The 24,279-nt window shown below is 59.7% G+C and carries 16 protein-coding genes; 5 read left to right on the top strand and 11 right to left on the bottom strand.

Translation table 11 applies throughout. From position 1 onward, the window contains the following. From ACNOHI_RS02800 to ACNOHI_RS02825, 6 genes are all read right to left on the bottom strand, one after another. The gene (locus ACNOHI_RS02800) at positions 1–1,290 is read right to left on the bottom strand and encodes a class I SAM-dependent methyltransferase (protein WP_420473103.1); all 1,290 of its coding nucleotides are present in this window, start codon (positions 1,288–1,290) and stop codon (positions 1–3) included. Beyond that, on the bottom strand, positions 1,287–2,507 hold the full coding sequence (locus tag ACNOHI_RS02805; protein WP_420473104.1) for an ABC transporter ATP-binding protein: 1,221 nt from the start codon (positions 2,505–2,507) through the stop codon (positions 1,287–1,289). The genes ACNOHI_RS02800 and ACNOHI_RS02805 overlap by 4 nt, the downstream gene beginning before the upstream one ends. Positions 2,508–2,734: 227 nt before the next feature. After that, positions 2,735–3,544 (bottom strand): Crp/Fnr family transcriptional regulator, encoded by an 810-nt coding sequence (locus ACNOHI_RS02810; RefSeq protein WP_420473105.1) that lies wholly within the window; start codon positions 3,542–3,544, stop codon positions 2,735–2,737. Positions 3,545–3,635: 91 nt separating this feature from the next. Then, positions 3,636–3,962, bottom strand: coding sequence for a VanZ family protein (locus tag ACNOHI_RS02815; RefSeq protein ID WP_420473106.1), 327 nt, complete (start codon positions 3,960–3,962; stop codon positions 3,636–3,638). Positions 3,963–4,066: 104 nt separating this feature from the next. Next, entirely contained in the window at positions 4,067–5,305 is a 1,239-nt protein-coding gene (locus tag ACNOHI_RS02820; protein WP_420473245.1) for a tetratricopeptide repeat protein, read from the bottom strand. Further along, positions 5,305–7,161 (bottom strand): CHASE2 domain-containing protein, encoded by a 1,857-nt coding sequence (locus ACNOHI_RS02825; RefSeq protein ID WP_420473107.1) that lies wholly within the window; start codon positions 7,159–7,161, stop codon positions 5,305–5,307. The genes ACNOHI_RS02820 and ACNOHI_RS02825 overlap by 1 nt, the downstream gene beginning before the upstream one ends. 572 nt (positions 7,162–7,733) lie before the next feature. Between ACNOHI_RS02825 and ACNOHI_RS02830 the strand changes: the two genes are divergently transcribed. From ACNOHI_RS02830 to ACNOHI_RS02845, 4 genes are all read left to right on the top strand, one after another. Next, positions 7,734–9,014: a FecR family protein gene (locus ACNOHI_RS02830; protein ID WP_420473108.1), complete on the top strand. Its 1,281-nt coding sequence runs from the start codon at positions 7,734–7,736 to the stop codon at positions 9,012–9,014. A gap of 385 nt (positions 9,015–9,399) precedes the next feature. Further along, a complete protein-coding gene (locus ACNOHI_RS02835) occupies positions 9,400–12,006 on the top strand; it encodes a DUF4214 domain-containing protein (RefSeq protein WP_420473109.1) in 2,607 nt (868 codons plus the stop codon). Between the two features lie 45 nt (positions 12,007–12,051). Next, positions 12,052–13,821 carry a tetratricopeptide repeat protein gene (locus tag ACNOHI_RS02840; protein WP_420473110.1) on the top strand — a complete coding sequence of 590 codons (1,770 nt, stop codon included), beginning with the start codon at positions 12,052–12,054 and terminating at the stop codon, positions 13,819–13,821. A gap of 269 nt (positions 13,822–14,090) precedes the next feature. After that, a complete protein-coding gene (locus ACNOHI_RS02845; RefSeq protein WP_420473111.1) occupies positions 14,091–14,900 on the top strand; it encodes a peptidylprolyl isomerase in 810 nt (269 codons plus the stop codon). Between the two features lie 236 nt (positions 14,901–15,136). Here ACNOHI_RS02845 and ACNOHI_RS02850 read toward each other — a convergent pair whose 3' ends face one another. The 4 genes from ACNOHI_RS02850 to ACNOHI_RS02865 form a co-directional block, all read right to left on the bottom strand. After that, entirely contained in the window at positions 15,137–16,465 is a 1,329-nt protein-coding gene (locus ACNOHI_RS02850) for a DUF4214 domain-containing protein (protein WP_420473112.1), read from the bottom strand. Between the two features lie 97 nt (positions 16,466–16,562). Beyond that, positions 16,563–17,480, bottom strand: a complete 918-nt coding sequence (locus ACNOHI_RS02855; RefSeq protein WP_420473113.1) for a DUF4214 domain-containing protein — start codon at positions 17,478–17,480, stop codon at positions 16,563–16,565. Between the two features lie 342 nt (positions 17,481–17,822). Further along, on the bottom strand, positions 17,823–19,940 hold the full coding sequence (locus ACNOHI_RS02860) for a T6SS phospholipase effector Tle1-like catalytic domain-containing protein (RefSeq protein ID WP_420473114.1): 2,118 nt from the start codon (positions 19,938–19,940) through the stop codon (positions 17,823–17,825). Further along, on the bottom strand, positions 19,937–20,665 hold the full coding sequence (locus ACNOHI_RS02865; protein ID WP_420473115.1) for a DUF3304 domain-containing protein: 729 nt from the start codon (positions 20,663–20,665) through the stop codon (positions 19,937–19,939). The genes ACNOHI_RS02860 and ACNOHI_RS02865 overlap by 4 nt, the downstream gene beginning before the upstream one ends. Positions 20,666–20,941: 276 nt before the next feature. Here ACNOHI_RS02865 and ACNOHI_RS02870 point away from each other — a divergent pair, with 276 nt between their 5' ends. Continuing rightward, positions 20,942–22,528 carry a glycosyltransferase gene (locus ACNOHI_RS02870; RefSeq protein ID WP_420473116.1) on the top strand — a complete coding sequence of 529 codons (1,587 nt, stop codon included), beginning with the start codon at positions 20,942–20,944 and terminating at the stop codon, positions 22,526–22,528. Between the two features lie 6 nt (positions 22,529–22,534). Here ACNOHI_RS02870 and ACNOHI_RS02875 read toward each other — a convergent pair whose 3' ends face one another. Beyond that, entirely contained in the window at positions 22,535–24,157 is a 1,623-nt protein-coding gene (locus ACNOHI_RS02875; RefSeq protein ID WP_420473117.1) for a DUF4214 domain-containing protein, read from the bottom strand. Positions 24,158–24,279: the final 122 nt, after the last annotated feature.

Consider the following 24,279-nt stretch of genomic DNA (forward strand, 5'->3'; position numbering starts at 1 on the left):
CTAGCGTCCGCCATTGCTGCGGTCAATGTCGGCCAAAATATGGCGAGCCGACGCGGACAGCGGTCGTGCCGCTTCCGGCGCCGGCGCTGCTGCCGCCGGAACGTGGAGCGACTTCAGGCGCGCCGCAAGGCCTGGAAAGCGGGCCTCACGCCGCAGGATGGCGTCACGCCAGGCGGGGCGCCGATCGATTTCTCTGATGAGCCGCCACAGGACGCGCCGGGCAAAAGTGTGAAGCGCGCCGCGACCGAGAACGCGACGGGAAATGGCGCCCATCAGGCGTCCTTCCCTGGCTGCCGTCCGAATCCTTCGCGCCACAAGACCCGCAGCATAGAACGGAGAGGCAAATGTCCACGTCCTGCTTTGCAGTATGTCGTTCAACTGGACCACCAGTTGCGCCGCATGGCGCTCGGCCTGTTGCGCTTGATGCAGGCTGCGGTTCGCCGCGTCTTCAAGCTGCGCGAAGCGGCGTTCGATATGCTCCGCGCGCTCGCCCAGCAATCCTTCCGTCCGGTGCAGCAGCGCGTCGCTTTCGTAGAACTGCCGCTGGATCTGCGCGTCGTAACGGAATGCGAGGGCAGAAAGCGAGACGCCGAAATCGGTGTGGAAGGGTGTGTCGAAGGCGGCCAGGAGCGTTGCGTCGGCTGCCTTCTGCGCAACCACCGCATAGTCCGGGCTGACAGCGCTCAGCACCTCCAGCACGCCGATACGCGGCATCGTATGCAATGCCTCCGGATCCTGCAGGCGGATGACCTTGGTGCGGCGGAATCCTTCATACTCGACCGCGAAACTCAGCAGGTCGGGCGGAATCGGCTTCTCGTGCGAGGGATCCATGTAGAAGCCGGAGGTGCCGACGACCACGTTCTCGGGATTGGGCGTTTCGAAGATCAGCAAGCCGCCCGGCATCAGCACGCGCAGTGCTTCACGGACGGCGGCGCGCACATCATCAAACGGAATGTGCTCGACCACGTGGAACGCCGACACCAGCGCGACGCTGTTGTCCGGCAGTGCGCGCAACGCGCTCAACGCATCGCCCTTGCGCGCATCAAGCCCGCGCTCACGGCAGGCTTCCAGCATGCCCTCGTCCAGGTCCACGCCGGAGGCCTGGATGCCATGCTCGCCGAGCAGTTCGATCCACTCGCCGCGACCGCAACCGAGATCCAGCGACTTCGCCGGCTGGAACTGCGTGGCCAGCGGTGTAATGAAGGGCAGGTAGGCGCGCAGGCGTCCCTTGATCATCTCGCGCGATCCGCGGTGGCGGTCCTCGAAGGCACGATAGAAATTGTCGCTCATCGCAGCACCTCGATTTGCGGTTCCAGCCAGTTGCAGCCGACAAAGGTCTTGCGGTCGACGTTGGCCACCATGAAGATCAGCGCCAGGTCGCGCCATTCGTAATTCTCGCCCAGGTGCGTGTCGTCGCCGGTCAAGGCGGTGGTGATCGAATAGCTGCCCGGCCCGAGGTTGGCAGGGAAAGTAAAGCGGAATTCCGCCTCTTCGCCTGCCTTCACATCATGCAGCGGCAGTTCGGTGTGGTGCGTGTTCGTGCCGTACATCGGCTGGCCCAGCCTGTCCTTGATCATGTAGCCCAGCACCAGTCGCGGGACATCGGCCGTCGTCTTCACGCGAACGCGCAACGTCACCTTCGAACCGACATTGATCATTTCGACTTCCTTGCCGCTTTCATCCAGCAAGGCAATGTTCGAGACCGTCGCTTCACCCGTGCCGGACGTGGTCTGCACCCGTCCGTCCTCGGTCTTCTGCTGCTTGATCGTTGAGTTCTCGCGCTCGGCAATCAGCGCGTTGTAGAAGTCCATCACTTCCTCCGGGCCGCCTTCCTTCGCCAGCCGCCCGCCGTCGAGCAGGATGGCACGGTCGCAGATCGACTGGATCGCCGTCTTGTCATGGGACACCAGCAGCAGCGTCGTTCCCTGTTCGCGGAACCAGCGGATGCGGTCGAAGCTCTTGTGCTGGAAATACACGTCGCCGACCGACAGCGCCTCGTCGACGATCAGCACATCGGGCCGCTTTGCCGTCGCCACGCTGAATGCCAGCCGCATCTGCATGCCGCTGGAATACATGCGCACCGGCTGGTCGATGTAGTCGCCGATCTCGGCAAATTCCTCAATGCCCGGCATCAGCGCCGTCATCTCCTCGGGCGTAATGCCGAGCAGCTGGCCGGAGGTGTACGCATTCTGCCGGCCGGTAAACTCGGGATGGAATCCCATGCCCAGTTCCAGCATCGCCGCGACGCGTCCGGTCATCGACACGTTACCCGTGGTCGGAACAATCGTGCCCGTAATCAGTTTCAGCAGCGTGCTCTTGCCCGCGCCATTGATGCCGATGAGGCCGACTGCCTCGCCAGGCTCCACGTGGAAGTTGATGTTCTGCAAGACCCACTTGAGTTCATGCCGCTTTCCTGCAAAGGGCAGGACCCATTCCAGGAGGCGGGACCAGTGAGTCGGATATTTCTTGTATGCCTTGCCCAGGCCGTTGACGCGAATGCTGCCCATCAGAATATGCCGCCGGTTGGGCACAGCCTGACAACGACGCACGCCGAACCCATGCAGGAAAAAGCGGCAGCGGAGAGAAGACGAGGCGGGTGCACGGCGGACAGGATGTGTGTTGTATGAAAGGGGAGGGACTTGCCGTGAGCGTTCATTGGCAGAGTGCCAGCGAAGCCCGCCGTATTATATAGCAGGAACGCAATGTTCCTGCCCGCCGCCCACTCTCAGGAAGCTTACGCCGTCCCCTGGATCAGCCGCTGCAGCTGGTCCGGCTTGCGCACGATCAGCCGGTGCTGTGCATCCTTTTCGACAATGCCTTGCTGGACCAGGTTCAGGATCGCCCGCGTGACGGTTTCACGGCTGGTATTGATCATGATGGCAATGTCCTGGTGGGTCGGGAGGTTCTCCACGACTTCCGAGTTGTCGCCTTGCTTCTTCCTGAACAGTTCCAGGAAGTTGTACACGCGGCGGGACGTATTGTGAATGCTCAGCAGCGCGCGGAATTCGGAATCACGCTGCACTTTCTCCGCCAGGTGGCGAAGCATCATGTTGGCGACGGAAGGCGAATGCGAGAACAGGTGCAGCGCCGTGGCGCGTGGCAAGAAAGCGACCAGCGACGGCGTCAGTGCCACGACGGATGCCGAGCGGGTCGAGCCGGTGATCACCGCAATCTCGCCGAAGAAGTCGCCGGGACCCAGCATGCGCAGGCCGATCGCGCGGCCGTCTTCGGTGACATCCACCACCTGCAATTGTCCCGACAGCACGAACAGCAATGCATCGCCCACGCCACCCTTCTGGAGCGCAACCTCCCGGCGTGCGTACTGCTTGATCCGCAATTCCTTTTTCACCCGCTCCATGTCGTCTTCGCTCAGGTTGGCGAGGAGTGGGATCTTGCGCAGGTGAACCTGGAGGTTCACCTGGGTGACGTTGATATTGATGTTGATCTTGCGGCCGGCAGGCGCGGGCGCAGGCGCAACCGGCGCCTCCGAAGGGATGGGGTCGCCAGTGGTCAAAGCAGGAAGTTTGTTGCTGGTGGACGCCATGCGTGTTGTTGCTCCGGTCTTAACCCGAACGATTATAGCCGTCGTTTCCGGGCATCACCTATTTCCTTGCTACAAAGTCATGTCGCGTTTTTTACACGAAAGTAATCAAGGTGGTAATAACGGCGGCAGCCCCGATTCCTGCCACATTCGCCGCCATGTCCCGCCAGCAGAACTTCCGGCCGGGCACGAGGTTCTGCAAAATTTCAATCGCCAAGCCGGCCACAACGAGTCCAATCAGCCACATTGCCTGTTCAGCAACGGTCTGCGCGATGCGTCCCGCGAGCAGGGCGAGTCCGCCGAAGGCAAGGAAATGCAGCAACTTGTCATGGCGCAGCGGCGGCAGCCAGCGCGCCGGGACGAGGCAGCCGGCGGAAATCGCCAGGGCGGCGAAGAGAAAGACAAACCATTCCCAATGCATAGTGGTATCCGAAAAAATCCAGGGCCCGCGCAGTAGGGCCACGTGACGCCCGTTTCAGGGGCAAGAATGCGGAGAGTGAACGAAATGCAAGGCAGTGCGGGCGCTCAGAACCCTTGCCACTGCCAGCTCACCTGAACTTGGCGGCTATTATATTGAAAGACGGAAATGTTATCCCGGTTGCGCGCCTCCCGGACCTCGACCTGAACAGCCTGGCGCTCGTCGACCGGGAAAATCAGCGCTCCGCGCAGCACCTGCGTCTTCTGGTGCCGGATTTCATCGATCAGCCCGGGCGAATAGGCGGTATCGCTCAACCAGGTCTGCCGTGTCCATCCCAGCTCGCCGATCACGTACTCCGAGATGCGTCGGCGCGCCTGAATGCTCGTATACCAGCCAGCACGATCGCCGCCCGGCCGATCTGCGCTGGCCTTGTCGAACAGGTAGCCGAGCGTCGCATGCCCTTGCGTGCGGCCGTTCCGGTACGTCAGCAGGCCGCGCAATTCCCACGTGTTCGAATCGAAGTTGTTCAGCGTCGGGTATTCGACATGCGACAGCCCGCCGACGACGCTGAATTGCAGGGTGTTCGGCAACTTGACCGGCGGTGTCACGCGGAACTGCGCCTGGCTCTGCACCTGGTAAAGTTTTCCGCCCAAGCCATGCAGGGCAAGGAGGCCCGTGCCGCGCACATTCCACCCGCCAATGCGCCACGGATGCTCGATGCCGCCGACCAGTGACGACGTGTCGAACTCCGTCAGGCTGTCGTTGTGCACCGCCCGTACCTGCGCAAAGCCGAGCGTGCCGTTCGGGCTCAACTCGCGCAGGACGTCGTAGGACGCGAACGTATAGTTGTCGCGTTGCGGCAGGCTTTCCGGGAGCAATTGCAGTTCCACGCGCAGTGCGCCCGTCCCGATCGTGAAATTCGGATTGCTCGCCCCCTGGTTCACATTGCTGTCGGTGCCGCGCCCCAGCATCGCCGTGCTGCGGGTCTGCGGCTGCCAGCCCTTGCAGCCTTTGGCGCGCTGCGCCGCGATCACCTCAAGGATCACCGGCGGCGGAGAGAAGCGGGATTCGATGGCGGCGAAGAGCCGTTCGGCCTCGGCGCCGCGCCCCAGTTCACACTGAATGATGGCCAGGTCCAGCCATGCGCCCGCATGCTGCGGCTCGTTCTCGATCATCCGGATCAGCGCCTCGCTGGCATCGGTCTGCCGCCCGTCCGAAATCGACTGCAAGGCGTCGAGGTACAGGTCCTGCTGCGCCAGCGGCGGTATCTGCTGCGCCTGTGCCGCGCACGTCAGCGAGCAGGCGAACAGCAGCGCCTTGCCGATCCTGGAAATGCACCCCCGCATCACGCGCTGGCCTCCATGGCGGCCGTCTCGATCGTATACAGCGTGCTTGCCTTTTCCTTGCCGCGCAGGGTGAACTCCCCGAGCAGCCTGAAGGTGTGCCGCTTCGCGCGTTCGACCGCCCCCTTGCCCACGATGATGTCATGCGGCAGGTTGCGCGCCGCCTGCTCCAGGCGCGCCGCAACGTTCACGCTGTCGCCCACGGCGGTATAGATACTGCGCGAGGCGCTGCCGAAATCGCCTGCCATCGCCAGGCCGCTTTCAATGCCGATCCGCACGCGGAGCGCCGGCATGCCGGTCGACTGCCGGCGCTGGTCGCTGAAGCGGCGCACTTCCTCCACGATCTCCAGCGCGGCGTCCAGCGCCAGGTCGGCATGGTCCTCGACCGGCAGGGGCGCACCCCAGAAGGCAACGATGCCGTCACCGGTGTACTTGTCGATCGTCCCCTGCTTCGCCAGCACCGGCCGCGTCAGGCAGGCCAGGAAATCACGGGTCAGCTGCGCGGCTTCTTCCATCGACAGCGATTCGACATAGGTGGTGTAACCCTCCATGTCCGCGATCAGCGTCGTCACATTCAGCTCCCGCGGCGTGAGCGGATCCTTCAGGCCACGACGCAGGATTTCGTCCACCACCGCCGTCGCCACATACTGGCGCAAGGTACCCAGCAGGTTGCGCGACCGACGCTGCGCAATCTGCCAGTCGAACGGCACCGCGATCGTCAGCAGGAACAGGTTGGTCGCCAGCGGACCGGTCGCCGAGAAGTGCGCATCATGCGGAATCACCACGTAGGCGATGACGAGCCAGCCAACCGATGCAACGCCCAGCAGGGCGACATTCGACGCGGCGGACAGGCGCGGAAAGGTGTACGCAACCGTCACCGCGACAATCAGCGCAAACAGTAGCGCAATCCAGCGCCCAGGCCATTCCCCCGGTGCCTTGCCGGCCTGCATGTCGAGCATCGTTGTCAGTGCCGCCGCGTGGACGAGTACGCCGCTGGTGGATGCGGAAAGCGGTGTCGCCACACGGTCGGTCAGGCCCAGCGACGACGAGCCAACCAGGACCAGCTTGCCGGCCACAAGCTCAGCCGCTGCCGTGTTGTTGAGGATGCTCGCTGCCGGCAGGGCCGTATAGGCGGACCAGTCACGCTGGAACCGGACACGCCAGCTTGCCTCCGACGGCCGGGCGCGTGACCCGCCCCCGCAGCATTCAAGCAAGGCGAGCGACAGGGTGGGGTAGAGACGGCCATTGAAATGCGTCAGTATCGGGAGATGGCGAATCGTGCCGTCCGCATCCGGGATAAAGCCGATGTTGCCGACAAACCGCGCATCCGCCATACCGGCATGGTTCCCGATAAAGCCCGTGGCTTCCTGCGCCTGCGCGCCTTCATGCGCGGGCAAGCCACCGCCAAGGTAACCGATCCGGAGCGGTTGCGGCCGGGGCACGTAGTCAAAGACCTGCGCCAGCACGACCGGTCCATGCTGCGTCAGCGTCGACAGCCGCTTGTCGCCCGCCTCGTCGGCGCGCTCCGGCAGCACCAGGTCCAGCGCCACGCCGCGCGCACCGTAAGGCCCGAGCAGGTTCTCGATCAGGTCGGCGATCGTCTGCCGCGACCACGGCCACGGACCGATCGCCTTGATGCTCGCCTCGTCGATATCGACCATCACAATCCGAGATTCCGGTTCCGTCGACGCCTGCATCCGCACAACGCGGTCGCGCAGCCACTCGCTTGCAAAGTAAGAGCCGAAGGAAGCCGGGGACCACTCGAGAAGGACGGTAAGCAGGACCGCCACCGACACAATGGCCATGCGCATCGCGGCAACAGGAGGGACGAGTGCGCGTAGAGTGGCCGTCAGGTTCATAAAACGGGCGGGCGACCTGGAGGACGCACCGCATCACGATCCGGAGAGAGTGAGGAATAATTTACAGCCAGAAAGTATAACCGCCAGTGGCGAAGCGGACATCCCATATTTGAATGAGCGGAATGCCGGACCGATAAAGAAAAGAAAGGGAAGAACGCTTTTCCCTGTCAGAGGCGACGCTGCGCCGCTATATTTGCAGGATGCCGGATTGCGCGTCTGCGGGCTCCTTCGCACGCGCGTTCGACTCTCCACCCCCGTCGTTCCCGCGAAGGCGGGCACCCATAGTGAGCTCTCCGAGTTCCCAGCCCATGAACCCACCTCGTGAAAGAGTGGTGCGGGCACGTAACAATCCCGCCCAAAAAAACAACACACCATCACTCCTCGCCACCGCAAAAAATCGCCATCCCCATATCAAAACAGCATCAATTCCCGGCATCTCCCTTGAATTTCCCGCCAAACCGCCCACTTACCCCAAAAAATGCTACCCTGCAACCTGAATTGCAAGAAATTGTGACAGCCGTCACTGCGCCTCCGGTTGCCAGGCCGAAAATGGCAAACAAGGAGAAATGTATATGTTCCGTCAAATACTTACCGCCACAGCACTGCTGCTCGCCGCCGGCCTCGCGCAAGCGGGCGAAGCCGCGCGTATCGTCTTCGTCGCTGGCAAAGTCGAAGTCGCCGGCACCCAACTCGCGCTTGGCGGCGCAGTGCAGGAAGGCGACGACATTGCCACCGGCGCGGACGGCTATCTCTATCTGAAGACCATCGACGACGGCTTCCTGATCCTGCGCCCCAACAGCCGCGCCCGGATCGTCGCCTACCATGTCGATCCCAAGCAGCCGGCCAACACCCGCATCAAACTCGAACTCGACCGTGGCGTGGCGCGCGCCATTTCCGGCGAAGGCGCCAAGCAGGCAAAGCAGAATTTCCGCTTCAACACCCCGGTCGCCGCCATCGGCGTGCGCGGAACCGACTTTACTGTATACACAGACCAGGAAACCTCCCGTGTCGCCGTCATCTCCGGTGGCGTCGTCGTCAGCGGCTTCACCGGCAGTTGCGGCCCCGAAGGCAGCGGCCCCTGCGAAGGCTCGACCAGCAAGGAACTGTTCGCCCGCCAAACCGGCCAGGTGCTTCAAGTCACCAAGGGCCAGGCATCGCCGCAGTTCCTGCCCGCATCGAGCAACGCGCCTGACATGGTTGCCCCTCCGCGCAGCGATGAGCCGGCAACCAAGACGTCGAGCACAACAGTCGGCACACCGATGGCAGCAAGCCTCGACCTCGATCCGCAAAAAACCGCGTCGCTGCAGACGGCAGTGCAGACGCCGCAGCCCGTTGCTCCGGAGCCCGCGCGTACCATCCAATGGGGACGCTGGCAAACTGTCCTGGACCAGGCCTCTAATATAGATATCTCCAAGCTCCGCAGTGAAGGCGCACGCCTGATCGCGCTCGGCGATCAGCTGGCCCTGCTGCGCACCCAGGCTGGCGAGTGGCAAATTCCCAACACCGGTATTCTCAATTTCGGCCTGCGCGAAAGTGCTGCCTATATAAATGAGGAGGGACGCGGCCTGTACGTGGCCAAGGTCGAGAACGGCCGCCTGCAGGTGGATTTCGGCAAGCAGACGTTCAGCACCGGTTTCGACCTCGTGAACGAAACCGAGCGATTCAAGCTTCAGGCCCAAGGCGGCGTAACGAAGGATGGTTTGTTGCTGGGTGACTCGCAGTTGATCGCGCCGACAAATATGGCCGTCAATGGCGTGGTCGCTCCCGACAAGGGCGGTACTGCTGCCTACTTGTTCCAGTCTCGCATTGATGCAACGCGTCTGGCGACAGGTGCGACCTACTGGACAAAATAGCAACTGTGTTGCGTAAACGAGAAAGGGCCCAGCAGGGCCCTTTTTCATTACTACCTCTTTCAAGACATCTCTATATGTGCCCGCTTCAATAGCGGGGCACGCCCGGAGTCGGTGAAAGCCTTCGGTTCCCATATCCATGGTATTTCCACCTCCAGATCAACTACTTCCGGGAAATTTGTTGGTCGAAAGACACATTTCTCCTATAATCCCCCGCGGGTGATTGTTGTAAATCAATTTGTAGAACGTGTTGCATTTTCACATATGTGACGGCTGTCACATCGAGAGGCAACCCGCTCTGCCATCATCCGTCTGCGGCTTGCGAAATGGCAAGGGCAAAAAATTACTCTGATCAGAGTGACTTTCTAACTATATCTGGAGTGCCTAAATGGGTATCTACGCAAACGACGTACAAAAGCTTTACATCGCTTACTTCAACCGTCCGGCTGACCCGGTTGGCCTGGCTTACTGGGAAGAGCAAATCACCAAGAACGGTGGCTCGACCGCAGCTGTTGCTAACGCCTTCTCCGCTTCCGCTGAGTACAAGTCCCTGTTCGCAGGCAAGACTTCCGCTCAGATCGTTGAAACCATTTACAACAACCTGTTCGGCCGTTCCGCTGAACCCAGCGGCCTGACCTACTGGGCAGTTCGCCTGGAAAACGGCACCTTCAACGTCGGTAACATCGCTACCTCGATCCTGGTTGGCGCACAGAACGACGACAAGAAGGTTGTTGACAACAAGGTTGTGGTTGCTACCGAGTTCACCGCTGCTCTGGACACCACTGCTGAAATCCTGGCTTACGCTGGTGATGCTGCTGCTGCTTCCGCACGCACCTTCCTGGCAACCGTTGGCTCAACCGACGCTTCCCTGACCACGGCTAAGGCTGCTGTTGCTTCGACCATCACTGCGATCGCCAACACGACCGTTGCTAACGGCACTTCGTTCACGCTGACCACTGCAGCCGACGTGCTGACCGGCACTGCAGGCAACGACACCTTCAACGGTTTCATCGATGCAACTGCCAACGCTCCTCAGACTCTGACTGCTGCTGACTCCATCGTCGGCGGTGCAGGCACCGACGTTCTGAACATCACCGTCTCTGGCACTGCAGCTGCTCTGCCTGGTGCTGCCATCTCTGGCGTTGAAACCATCAACGTCCGTGCTGCTGGTGCTGCACTGAACAGCAGCGACCTGTCGGTCTTCTCCGGCCTGACCGCACTGAACGTTGATCGCTCCACCGCAGCTGTTACTGTGACGAACCTGGCAAAGGGTGGTTCGTTCGGTGTCATCGGCGACGGCTCCGCACAGAGCACCGCGACCTACGCTCTCGGCTATGCCAACGCTGCTGACGTTGCAACCCTGAACATCTCTGGCGGTGTCAAGGGCACGACGTCCACCAACGGCCCGGCAATTACCCTGTCCGGCGCTGGTGTGACCTCCACCGTTATCAACACGACCGGCTCCGCAGCAAACGTTACCGGCGCGATCACTGCACTCGGTACTTCGGTCACTGTCAACGCTGCCTCGAACCTGACCGGTACCCTGACCGCTGCTGCAGCTACCAAGCTGACTGCTACCGGTACGGCTACTGTCGACTTCAGCGGCGCTGCTCTCGCAAACAACATCGTTACCGTTGACGCATCCGCGATGACCGCTGGCGGTCTGAAGGTTGCTGCTGGCACCTCCACCGCATTCAAGTTCACCGGTGGTGCTGGTAACGATCAAGTCACGACTGGCGCAACGCTGACGACTGGCCTGGTTGATGCTGGCGCAGGTACTGCTGACCGCCTCGTTGTCGGTACGTCTGCTCACATCGACGCAACTGCTGGTAAGCTCTACAAGGGCTTCGAGCAACTGCAGGTGAATGCTACGGCAGCTGCCACGACGGTCGACCTCGACCATCTGGCGACCACCAACACGATCGACGCAGTTCGCATCAACCAGAACGGTGCGTTCAACGCAACCGTTAGCAACCTGTCCACAGCCGCAGCTGGAAACGTGACGATCGTTAATGCAGCTCCTGGTACTCCTGGCACCGACATCATCACCATCGGTGTCAAGGGTGCGACCACTGCTGGCCAAATCGACACCGTCAAGGCCGCACTGACGACGACGACCGCTGCAGGTGCTGCTCAGGCCATCGACCTGACCGGCCTCACCCTGACCGGCGTAGAAAAGCTGGAACTGACCGGTAACGGCACGGCTTCGACCACGACGGGCGCTGTGACCTTCACCACCACCAACGCAACTTCGCTGGACAGCATCAAGTTCGCGAACGCTGCTAACGGCAACAGCATCACCATTGCTGCTGGTCAAGCGACCAACATGGTTGTTGACGCATCGGCTAGCACCGGTGGCGTTACCATCAATGCAACCGCAAACAACGCTACGACTGGTGTTAACCTGAAGGGTGGCGCTAGCTTTGACGCCCTCTACGGCGCAAGCGCACTGAGCGACGTTCTCGTCGGCGGCGCTGGCAACGACGTCTTCGTTGGCGGTGCTCTGGGCGGCTCGACCATCACCCTGGGTACTGCATCGGCTATCGGTTCTGCTACCGCCGGCTTTGCTGCACTGACCGCTGGCGACACCATGACCGGTGGCGACGGCCGTGACATGTTCATTCTGGGTACGAATAGCGCCCTGACGACCATGAGCAGCATCACCGACTTGAACCTGGGCGGCGCAACTGCAGCTCTGGGCGTTGACGGTATCACTCTGGATCTGGCTACTGCTGGTGCTGCTACCATCGTTGTCCTGACTGACACGCAAAAGGCAAACATCGCTGCAGCTGCTTCGCTGGCTGCTGCGTTCGATGTTGCTGCTGCTGCAGACACCACGGTCAATGCAGTTGTGCAGTTCACCTACGGTTCGGATGCTTACCTGTTCGTGAACGGTGTTGCTCTTGGCGGAACCTACTCCGCTACTAACGACGTTGCAATCAAGATCACCGGTGTTACCGGTACTCTGGACGCTTCGGACATCACGATCGTCTAATCTCCCTTGGAGACAATCGCCCTGCCTTCGGGACGGGCGGTTGAAATGCAAGTCTTGAAACCCTGCCCTTCTCACGATGGGCAGGGTTTTTTATTACAGAATTCAATGGCCTCCACCTTCGTACCTGCGGTAGATATGAGTCAAGTGTTTGATCAAGCGGTATTGCAACACCGGGGCGGGAACATTATGGCTGCCGAGGCGGGGTATCGAAAAATAATTCTAAATGATCCTAACCATTCGGATGCATGGCACCTACTGGGTGTGATCGCGTATCAAACTTCACAATATGAAAAAAGTATTGAGCTAATTTCACAGGCAATTAGGCTGCGGCCTGATGTTGCTTCATATTTCAATAACTTAGGGAATGCACATCTTTCCTTGGGGTGTTTTGAAGAGTCGACATCCTGCTTTCAAAGGGCCATTGAACTCCAGCCGGAGTATGCAGAAGCATTCAATAATCTCGGTAACGCACTAAAGAGAAAAGGCACAGTACAAGAGGCTGAGGCAGCGTACATAAAGGCGGTGACACTAAATAAAGGGTATGCCGATGCGTTTTATAACTTGGGTAACCTTTACGCCTCGATAGGACGTTTCGAAGATGCAGTGCAGTGCCTCACCAAATCACTTGTCCTCAAGCCGGGAAACCCCGATGCCCACAATAACTTAGGTGATGTTTACCGACGTACAAAGCAGGTTGATCTTGCCGAGCGTCATTTCAAAGAGGCACTTGGCCACTTTCCAGATTCTGTTGAGGCTCTCAACAATCTCGGAAATTTGTATCATTCAAGAGCGAATTTTGAGCTCGCACTCAAGTACTACCTTAAAGCTATATATGTGGCCCCAGCAAACATTGTCGTATGCGTAAATGTCGTGAACCTGCTGCGTGATCTTGGACGCATTGCGGAAGCGAGCCAAGTGATCAATGACTTTCTCCCGTACCTTCGTGCAGCACTAGCACATCAGCTGCATCACAGGAGCACCGAGGAAGCTCGGTGTAGCCTTGAATTGTTAGCGAATATTCTAATCATTCAATGGCTCGAAGGAACTTTTTCCGAACAATCCGTTGAAACGATCGGAGGTTTGTTGCGCGGTATAAGCCGGACTCCTAAGTCCTCGAACGCTTTGGTATATTGCACCTTTGTTTCAGCACTAATAAATCGGTTTGAGGATGTTCGCGTCCACCTCGAAGAAGCAGTATTTAGAGACGCGAAGGCCCTCTATGTCGTTGGCGAGTCGCACTCGCTTGCTTTGTGCAACAGGTGTATCAGGCTCCGTGAAGTCAACTATAGAGCCCACCCCATCTTCTTAATGGGTGTGAAGATGTGGCATATTGCTAGTTCAACATTTCGGCAGGTAGCACTTTCGCAAAGAATTCAATCTATACCAGGCAATTCTTCAATCCTCTTTACTATAGGTGAGATCGACTGCAGGCCGACGGAGGGGATTTGGAAAGTGCATCAAGCGAGTCATCAAGCTATTGATGTGCTAATAGATCGAACTGTACAAGGTTACGTCGATTTCCTTGAAGATCAGCTAGCGAAAAAAGTTGGGATGACTGTCATTCTTCAGGGAATACCGCGACCACAATATTCACTAAACAGTCTTGCCGAAAGTGAAAGGGCTGAATTTTTGGGAATGGTGAGAACAGTGAATGCTAGACTTCGAGAGCATGCGGCTCGGTGGGGTTGGCTCTTTCTTGATGTGCATAAAGCGACAGACTCGGATGACATTTTTGACGGTGACCGATGGCATTTGGATGACTATCATCTAAAGCCAGAGTTTTACAACGAAGCGAGCCAATGGCTTATCGGTTAGATTGTTGAGTTGAGGCCTCGCCGTCATATGGGTCGATGATTGCGAAGATAAACGCCCGGATTCTTTAAACGGCAACCTCAGGGTCAGGTCTTGCACCAACGCAGCATGATTGCATCAGGGAGATGCAGCGGAAGTAGGCGCCGCGGTTGGTAGAGTTGGGCGGTGTACGCAAGCAGAGTGACTCTAGCCGGATTCTCGCGAGAAATCGCCATTGAATGACGCCCATTTCTGCGAAAATGGGTGCTTCGTAATCGCACCTCGACAGATAAATGAAATACTGGTTCACCGCACTTTGTCTCTCTCTTCTCGCCAGCTGCGGAGGAGGAGACAAGCCCGCCATCTATGATATCAGCGCTGCCAACCTGTCCTATGGCAACCCTGCCGTCTTTCTTATACAGGGCAATTTCGCCGGATCCCAAGGCTGGAAAGCTGATATCCCGGACTGCACCTCGCAGTCTGTCGTAAGTTCGACTGCTACGAACTTCGCAATTCGCTGTAACGTCGCCGTCAGCGGCGACATGCCTGTGCGCGTGATGAATGCAGCAGGCGAAGTGGTCTTTGCGAAAGTGCTGATTGTCCCGGCGCCGCAAGTCAGTTTTGACACCGCCAGGGGCAGGATTGTGGCAGAGCTGTATCCGAATGCGGCGCCAGTGACGGTTAATAACTTCCTTGGTTATGTAATGAGCGGTTTTTATACCAACACCCTTTTCCATCGTGTCATTCCCAACTTCGTCATACAGGGCGGCGGATTCGCAACGGGGTTGATCCCCCAGAAGGGCGAAGGCGAGCCGATCGTCCTTGAGTCGGGCAAGGGATTGAGCAACGTGCGGGGCACGTTGGCCATGGCGCGAACATCTGATCCGAATTCCGCGACCTCGCAGTTCTACTTCAACCTGAAGGACAACACTTCGCTGGATTATGAGAGCCCGGACAATCCAGGCTATGCGGTTTTCGGGAAAATTGTCGAAGGACTGGACGTCATGGACGCCATCGCCACGGTGCAGACCAGCGTCCAATTAGGGCAGCCCGATGTGCCAGTGGATGAAGTGCTTGTGAAATCGGTTACGCGCATCAAATGACGAGTAGGTAGTCTGACGCTTTCGCCACTCCTGCACGTAAGCTGGGTAAGATGAAGGGCGGGCTCCCAAGCTCAGACGCTCTTGCATCAGCTGTAGCAGTTCGGACTTGATCTGCAAGTCACTACGTACAGAACGAGCCGCTCGACATTGCTGAAATTCCTCGCGCACAAGGTTGTTTTCCGGCTTGAAGACTCAATCAGCATCACGACTCCATTAAATCCGTCTCCAGCAATCCGCTACTTCACGTTGACCCCATCAAAATACACAATCTGCTTGGCATACGGTTCCTGCGCAAGCGATTTGATGCCGTTGTAAATACCAATGCGGAAATTCGCGAACGAGGCCGCATCGGGCACCGTAGCGCGATTCTCTGTAATAACGAGTTTGTCGTCGACATACACCTTCAAATAGCCGCTTGTGGCATCCGGCGTGACTTTGACTTCATAGCGGACCTTGATCCATTTGCCTTGGGGACTCTTGTAGATCGGGTAGAGATTTAACGGGCTTTGCGTGCCGGCGGGCTGCGTGCGCACGTACAGGTCGCCATCGCTGCCGACTTCCAGGTACGCGAGCGTGCCGAACTGCGTCGCCGAGGTAGAGTTGACCTGATTGAGGAACAGCTTGTTGTCGCCTTTCGGCCGGAACTTCGCTTGCGTCGGGATGTACAGCGACGACTCGTAGTTGACGACGCGGCCGTCGCCAAGGGCGTTCGCCGTGATGATCTCGTGGCGGCTGCGGTCGTTGGTGCAATCGTTGAATCCTTCATTGCCGCTGCAGTCGGTCGGGTTGACCTCGAAGCGTACCGAACGGCTGCCGCTCAGTACCGGGAACGAGGGCCCGGTGACGACACGGCAGCCCCAGGCTTTCTCTCCGATCGGGTGCACGGTCTGAAACGCCACGCCGCCGAGTGCGTCCTGGTCCTTTCCTGTGCAGGCCGCGGTGGCATCGGATGCGAGAACATCGTTGGGCAGGAAGCGCACGCCGGCCTGCAGCGCCGTGCTGGTGGCCGCCTTGTTTTCCGGAGACTCCGAAAAACCGAGAAGGACGTCGGCGGTACTGACGGTGCCGGAATTGATGTTGTCGACGTGGAATTTCAGTCCCGCGTCGTCCGGTGCGCGCTTGAGCACGTTCGCGTACAGCTGGGTCACAAAGGCGGATGCGCCCAGCTTCCCATAACGCGATGAAAACTCCGGGCTCGCGATGAAGTTTGCGGCGACCTGTTGCAGGCTGATGCCCTGGTTTTCAATGCTGGCAATATGAAAGCCCAGCCCCTGGGTATCCGGCTCGCGGTCGAACGCGGCGCGGTAGAGCCGGTACACCTGTCCCGGCGTGGATTCGGTGGCAGGCTCAACGGCAAGGTCTTCTTGCCAGGTGCGCGGGCTGGCGAGCGTGTCGGCGAGCGGGGCAAACTGCGCTGTAGCCGGCGCGGCCGAACTGGTCGCTATCGTGGAATGCGTTGACGTGTCGCCGCCGCAGCCGGCGACGACGCTGCTTATCAGGGCAAGGGAAAGACAGGGGACGAGCGTGCTTCGTAAGGTGTCCGTGGACATGAGGCGGTTTTGCATAGACAGGGTTTCCTCGATAAGAGCGGCAATTGATTACCGTGCGCTTGAGGCCGGCCGTGCCGGCCTCGGTCAAGCAAGAGATTGAATAATGCCGGCGTCAGACCAGCTCAATCCCGTTTTGAATCACGCCGATGATGGCAGCCTGGTTCTCCGGCGACTCCGAAAAGCCGACCAGCACCTGTGCGCGCGACATGCCCTTTTCAAGGTTGGTGACATGGTAGGACAAGCCGCCGGAATCAGCGGCGCGGTGCAGCACGTTCGCGTAGAGCTGGCTGACGAACTGGGTGTTGTTGAGCGCGCCGTATTTGCTGGAGAACTCGGGGCTGTCGATGAAGTTTTGCGCGATGCTGACCAGGCCCCAGCCGGCATCCATGCCCTTCGCCTGGAAACTCAGTCCACTGACATCGGGCGTGCGGTCGAAGGCGGCCTGGTACAGGCGGTAGGCCTGGCCGGCGTTTCCGCTGATGTCCAGGGCAATCGTCTTGTCCGCAAACTTGAGGCGCTCGACGTTGAGCAGCGTATCGGTGCCTTCGGTGCCGCCGCTCACGGTGTAGCCGGTGGACGTCTTGGTGACCTGGTACGACGACGCATTGCCTGAATAGATCGAGGTGTCGGTTCCGGTGCCGCCGTCGATCGTGTCATTCCCCGCGCCGCCCTCGATCGTGTCGTTACCGGCAAAGGATTTCAGATACTCATTCCCGCTTGCGCCAATGATCGTGTCGCTGCTGCGCATCCAGTACGCGAGTTCCGCCTGCATGCCGGGCGCTTCGCCGCCATAGCCGGTGTCGTACGCATTGCTGGTGGCATCGACCGAGAGGCCGGTGACATCGAGGATCAGCTGGCCGTTGTCGGTCATCGAAATGCTCGAGGCCACGCCCGTTACCCAGTCGCCATCGGCGGCATAGCCCATTCCTTGGCCAACGACGGAAACGGTGCGCCCCTTTGTGTCACTGACGGAGAAACCGGTGGAGGTGCGTGTGAAATTGGCACCGAAATCGTCGACATCGTAGGACAAAGGATTTGTTGTATTGAAATTTGTACCTAGTCGTAGTGTTGCCATTCTTTTTGCTTTCTTATGTTGTCGTCAGGTGTGGGGCGCGAGCATCCAGTTGTGGCGGATGCCCGCACCGGCATTAATAAAGGCTTGATGTGGATCAAGCCAAAGGAATTGTTGTTTCCTTTGGGGAAATGCTCAATCCCATGTTCATGGGGGAGACGACCGAAGGGGGCTTGCGCCAGGGAGCGCCGGTTGCGGAGGGCGCCGATTAAGCCTGGCTGGCGAGCCCTCCCGCGCGAGAGACGTGTGGGTGTGATGTCACTGCTTGGCCGTCGTAATTTCGGCTTAATCGACAAGCCGCTATGCCGCTTTCTGCTGACGCGCTCCCTTGAACACTGCCAACCGGTGTTCCCGCAACTGACGTCGATGCTCGGAAATCAGCATCCGGTCGCCTCCTGCGTATACCTTCCGGTACCGCAGATAGCCCGCTTGCCCAAACCACGCCGGCTCGCGTCCGCCGGTTTTCATGTCCGGTACCTGTCCCGTCGCGGCGTATTCCATCGCCCATTCGCGTTCTTCGGGCGTCAATGGATCCGGCTGGTGTTCGTAACGCGCGTTCTCGTCGAAGGACTTCATCTTCTGGACCAGCTTCCGCAACTCTTTCTCGACGTCGGCCGATTCGGTCCCCGTCAGCTTGAACCAGGCGCGCGAGTCGTGTACGAAGCGATCAAAGAACTCGGCTACTTCTTCCGGCAACGTCTCGATTCCCCAGAAACGCGCGATCTCCTCCCATTCCCCTTCGCGCCGGTTCTTGAAGCCCGGTGCCGGGCGCGCAATTTCTGCCGGTTTGCGCTGCATCTGCGCCCTGCCATGCGGATCCCATTCGTCGGGAGCGGGATTGAGGAAGCCGTCGCGCCAGCGTTCGAACTCGGCGATCTCGTCCGTGAACTCCGCGTTCGCTCCGCGCAGGTCGTTCTTGTCGACTTGCAGCGCGTCCTTGTAGCTTTGGGTATCCTCGAGCGGGGAAGCGCCTCCTTGCCGGCGCAGGTGCCGCCACAGCATCTGGAACTTGCATTGCTCTCGCATGATGTACGTCAGAGGGCCACTCGTCACTTTAGCGTGCGACACATATTGGTTGAATGCAGCGAGTGTGCTCGGATTAATCTTGAAATCGTCCTTTACCGATTGCTGTGTCACCAGTTCGAGCTTCAAAGGGACGCCCGCCAGGCGCGCGGCGCGGTACATGTGCGCCAGTGGCAGCCGCGACAGGTGGTCCTTGCCGGTGCCGTCTTTTCCCTTGCCTTGTTCCATCGGCAGATAGCCGCCTCCGACGTCGGAATGCACGCCCGGATAGACCACCTCCGTGCGCCCGCTTTCAAGCAAGCCTTTGTATGAAATGGAGTCGAGTGGAAAGCTGCGTCGTATCTCGTGCCCGGACACCAGGTGCAGGCATTGGATGAATTCCTTCGGCACGCGCAGGCTCACCTCGGCATCCGCCCAGCCCCAGTGACCGTCAGCGGTATTGAGGGTATTGGCCAGCCCGACGGAGGAGACCGTGTCGAACAGTCCGAGAAAATCGAAATTGACCGGGAAGCCGCCGAGCGTGGTGCCGGATTTGCCGAGCAGCTCGGCGTCGAGCTTGCACAAGGCGACGAGCCAGTTCGCGAAAGCGCGCCCCGCGGCCGCGCCGCGAGAGAAGCCGAAGACCGAGATGTAGATTTGCTTCACCACGCCGGGATCCGTGTTGCGCGGCTTGCGGCCGTCCTTGTCGGGCATGTGATAAGCGATCGCCTTGTGCAGGCGTTCCAGCAGGGTCGTCAACTCCTGGCGCGCGACGAAGTCCTCGCGCGGATTGGATTCGTCAAACTGAGCAGGAGGGCGGTCGGCCATGCGTTGCAGCGTGGTTCGGGTGAGGATGATTTTGCGATATAGCTGTCGGGCCTCGTCGGCGGTGATCAACGGCGCGTCCTTGTGGAAGTAGCGGTGCAGGTTGTTCATCGCCTGCAGCAACGTCCAGATGATGCGCGGTTCGCCCTTGTAGGCCATCGCGGCGCCCAGCGTTTCATCCTTTCCCTCGCCGCTGTCATCCACGAGATCGAACGCGGAACCTACGCCTGGCGTGTAGACGCGGAAGAAGTGCGTGAACTGGTCCGGCGCATGGCCCCACATTGGCTCGGCGGGAATGACGCCGGGAACACTGCGACCGGGGAAGCAGCTGTAAAGCCGAGCTATATTGCTTTGCGTATGGTTCTTTGCCTTGAGCGACGCGCCGTAGTTGTTGCGGGTGCCATCGTGGAAGAAACCGAAGAAGAGGTTGGTGTCGCAGGAGGCAGAGGGGTTGCCGAAGGGTGGGGATTCGCGTAATTGAAGTGCTCGCAGCGTCGTTTCGTCGTCACCCGAGAAAAAGCGCGCGCGAATCGATGGGTCCGCGTAGTCGATGCCGCTCGCATCAAATGGTAGCGCTAGTATGGCAGTCATGGCTTCGCCCTCACCCATTCGTCGACATCGCGTTGGGCATCGATTAAGAATTGCTCGTAGTCCTTTGATAGAAATTCCCTGTAGGCAGGATCAGCAGGGCCAGTAAAAGTTGCGATGTCCTTTCTGCTGTACTGTTGCTTGTGCTTCCAGCTCTCCTGCAGTCTTTTTTCGGGAGATTCTCTCAGCTCCTGCACCAATTTTTGCGCTGCTCGCAAGGTGCCCATCTTTAGATCCAAGTGCATGGCCCACAACTTCCTCCGATACTCCACCGTCGGCACCGGCCACCCCTTGACCTTGCCCGGCCACTTCGCATGCGGCGGGCCATACTCGCTCGACAGCACTTCGATACTCCCATCCTGATAGAGCACTGCCCATAGCCGGCCGGGTTTACCATCAACGTACGGTGGCAGCTCGAGGATTTCTTCCTTGAACGGTTCGCGATGCGTGTCGAGGATTTCTACCTTCACCTTGATTCCCGGTTGCCATGTCGCGGGCAAGCGAAAGCAGCACATCGCTCCGCCGGCGGCAAAGGGATCAAGTGGCTCTGCGCCGACGCTGGCCGTGTCGTTCGGATCGGACACGATGTAGGTGATGGGCATGTCGCTGTAATTGACGCCGGAGATGTCGACGCCAGTCTTCGATGCGGACTTCCTGGAGATCGCGCAGGCCGCGAGCAGTATTCCTGCAGCCAGCATGGTGGTGAAGCGGAGTATGGGTGTTTGCATTTGTCCTCAAATCTTCAGACACGGAGTGACTGGCTTTTGTAAGTGGTGAAAACACTCAAAGATAGTAAGAAATTGCAAATATTGCAATATTCTGCCCCAGCGTTTTAGCCGGCGCTGCGAGCAGTACGATCGCCCCGACGATTGACCTGACGCGGTTCGATTCTCGGAGCGGTTCCCACTGCGTGTCCGTAACGTCCCCTTCCCCGTAAAATAAGCGCGGGCGACTGACGAAGTCAGTAAAGCGTCGCGCTGTAATGGCAATCTTCAATTGGAGCAATGGTGCAAGACCCGCAAGACTGGCAACGCAAACTGACCCTGGCGCAAGTGGAAGCACAGCGCGGCAACATGGATGCATTCCTCCGCATGTGCCAGGACGTCGTGGATGCAAACGCAGGCGCAATCGACATCTTGCTGCACGTCGGCTCGCTCCTGTACGCCTACGGTTTCCTGACCGGCGCAAAGACCTGCATGGAGCAGGTTCTTCGACGCGCGCCGGCCGACCTTCGGCCTCTTGTGGAACTCGCCAACATCGCGCAGCAGGCGGGCAATCATGCCGAGTCGCGCCGCTTGTACGCCTTGCTGCTCGCGCAGCTTCCCGATCACCCTGTCATTCGTCGCAATGCGCTGCTCAGTCTCGAGTACGACCCGGCGGTGTCGGACGAGGAACGCTTTGCGCAGGCAAGGGCGTGGGGAGAGTGGGCCGTCCAGAAAGCAGGGGGGATGCGCGAACGTCCGCCGATGCCGGCGCTAAAAGGCCGTCCATTGCGAGTGGGTTATGTCTCCGCCGATTTCTGCCAGCACACCGTCGGCCTGTTCGTGAAAGACGTGCTGGCCGCGCATGACCGTTCGCGGATCAGTGTCTACACCTACGGAGCCGGGCATACCGATGACTGGGTGACGGGAGCGGTGCGGCAGACGTCGGCGTGGCGCGACATACGCAAGCTCGATGACGCTGCCATCGCCGAGCTGATTCGAAACGACGGTATAGATGTGCTCGTCGACTTGTCCGGGCACACAGCGGGATCGCGGCTGACTGTCTTTGCTCACCGGCCGGCGCCCGTGCAGGTGAGCTGGCTGGGCTACTTTGCGACCACGGGATTGCCGGTGATGGATGCGGTTTTTCTAGACGAATGGCACGCGCCGGCGGGAATGGAGGTTCAGTTCACCGAGAAGATCGTTCGCCTGGAAGGCGGGCGTTTCTGCTATACCCCGGTACCTTTCGCACCCGAGGAAGTTGCGCCTGCACCTTGCGTAAAGAACGGGCATGTCACCTTCGGCTCCTTCAACAATACAGCCAAGCTGAACGGCGAGGTCATCGCGCTCTGGGCTCGGGTACTTGCGGCGGTGCCGGATGCACGTCTTGTGCTCAAGTGGCGTACCTTCCATGACGCGGGCATGCGCGCATCGGTACATGATGCGTTCGAATCGCATGGCATTGCGCGCGAGCGTGTCGAGTTGCGCGGCGCGTCCTTTCATGCGGATGTGTTGAAGGAGTATGCCGATGTCGATATCTGCCTCGACCCGTTTCCCTTTACCGGCGGGCTGACAAGCTGCGAGGCGTTGTGGATGGGTGTACCGGTCATCACATGGCCGCTCGCGCGCGTCGTCAGCAGGCAGACGTTTGCGTTTCTCAGTGCGATCGGGCTGGATGCGTTGGCTGCCGTGACAGCCGACGATTACGTGCGGATTGCAGTGTCGCTTGCCAGTGACAGGCAGCACCTCTCCGCGCTGCGCCGCTCAATGCGCGCGCGCATGCAGCAGTCGAGCTTGTGCGATGTCGCTTCATTCACTCGCCGGCTGGAGGATGCATTCCTCGGTCTTGCGAACACGGTGTTGTCCGGTTCGGGAAACGTCGAACCCTAAGGCGCCTCACCCAAACGGCAGATACTCCATGCCGTTCTGGATAACGCCAATCACCGCCGCCTGATTTTCCGGAGACTCCGAAAATCCCACCAGCGTTTGCGCGCGGAACATGCCTTCCGCCAGGTTCTTCGTGTGGAACGCAAGCCCGCCAGAGTCGGGAGCGCGGTGCAGCACATTCGCATACAGCTGCGTGACGAATTGGCTGTTGTCGAGATGGCCGTAGGTGCTGGCGAACTCGGGGCTGTCGATGAAGTTCTGCGCGACGGACACAATCGACCAGCCCGCATCGAGTGCGTTCATCTGGAACCCGAGGCCGGGGGTGTCGGGGGCGCGGCTGAACGCTGCCTGGTAGAGGCGGAAGGCCTGTCCGCCGGTGCCGGTGATGTCCAAGGCCAGGGACACGTCGGAGAAGCGGATTCGCTCGACATTGTTCAGTGTGTCGGCGCCGTCCTGCCCGATCAAATCCTTGACGATGGCAGCATTGTTCGCGACGGTCACCTGATACCTGGAGCGGGCGCCATCGAGCGCCAGCGTGTCGATGCCCTGGCCGCCATCGATCACATCGTTTCCGGTGCCGCTTCGCAGCAGATCGTTCTGTGCGTTACCTGTCACGGCAGATCCGAAGGCGCCCACCGAAATGACGAAATTGTCCGAGGCGCTTGACCCATTGCTGCTGGTGGCGACGACGCGGACGCCGAACGTGCTTAAATCGGACTGGGACGGCGTGCCTGAAAACGTCCTTGTCGCGGCGTCGAAGTGGAGCCATGCGGGCAGGGCACTCCCTGAGGTCAGCGATGCGCTGTAACTGAGCGTCGTCGATGCGCCGCCTTTCGTAAAGGTGTCCGACGCCAGCGTCAATGCGAATGCGCGTCCCACGGTGGCATCCTGGTCCGCGACGGGACGGGTGACGTAAGGCGCGGTGAGCAGCACGTCATTGCGGCCGATCTCGGCGGTCAGCTGGTCGTACAACAGGCCGACATCGGCCCACACGTTCGACGTCGTCGTACCTGCGCTCTTGACGCCGATTACCAGCGGTTTTCCATCCTGTCCCATCACATAGAGCGGGCCGCCGGAACTGCCATGGCCGAGCAGGTCGGTCGTTGCCCCGCCAGTGGTGAGATAGAGCGAGGCGGACGTGTCGCGAATCACATAGACCTTGCCCGACATCATGCCGGTCGCGTCAGAGGAGTAGCCGAGCACGTTCGCCCACTGCGCGTTGTCGTAGCCGGATGCGAGTCCGTACCAGCCGGTTTGCGTGCCGAGCGGTGTGCTCAGGCCGAGGATGGCGACGTCGTACTGCGATTCGTTGGCGCTGAATGTGTTGTGGTCGCCGTTGGCAAAAGCCTGCGTCGGCCAACCCTTCATTTCCACCGTGTAGGAGCCGAGGGTGTACGGCGTGTCCTCGATCTTGCTCGTGGTGCCGTTGAAGTCCGCGCCTGGATAGACGTCCACCTTCGATGCCCATCCGCCGTTTCCCGGGCTGTAGAGCATGTGCGTTGCGGTCAGGACGTCGTTGACGCCGACGACGGTGCCGGTTCCGGCTGCCTTTGTCCCGTCGGGGAAGGTGACGACGAGGAGAACGATGGCGGAATACGGGTAGGCCGTGCGATTCTGGACTTCGGTAACCATGGGGCGGTGGCGGTGCAGTACATCGCCGGTCGAAAATTGTTGCGCAGAATGTTGCTTGTAGGAATTTTAGCGGATAGATACCGGAAAACTGAGAATTTTCCGGAAGCGGGGGCGAATCGGAC

The sequence above is a fragment of the Noviherbaspirillum sp. ST9 genome, from assembly GCF_048799745.1.
Taxonomy (GTDB): domain Bacteria; phylum Pseudomonadota; class Gammaproteobacteria; order Burkholderiales; family Burkholderiaceae_D; genus Noviherbaspirillum.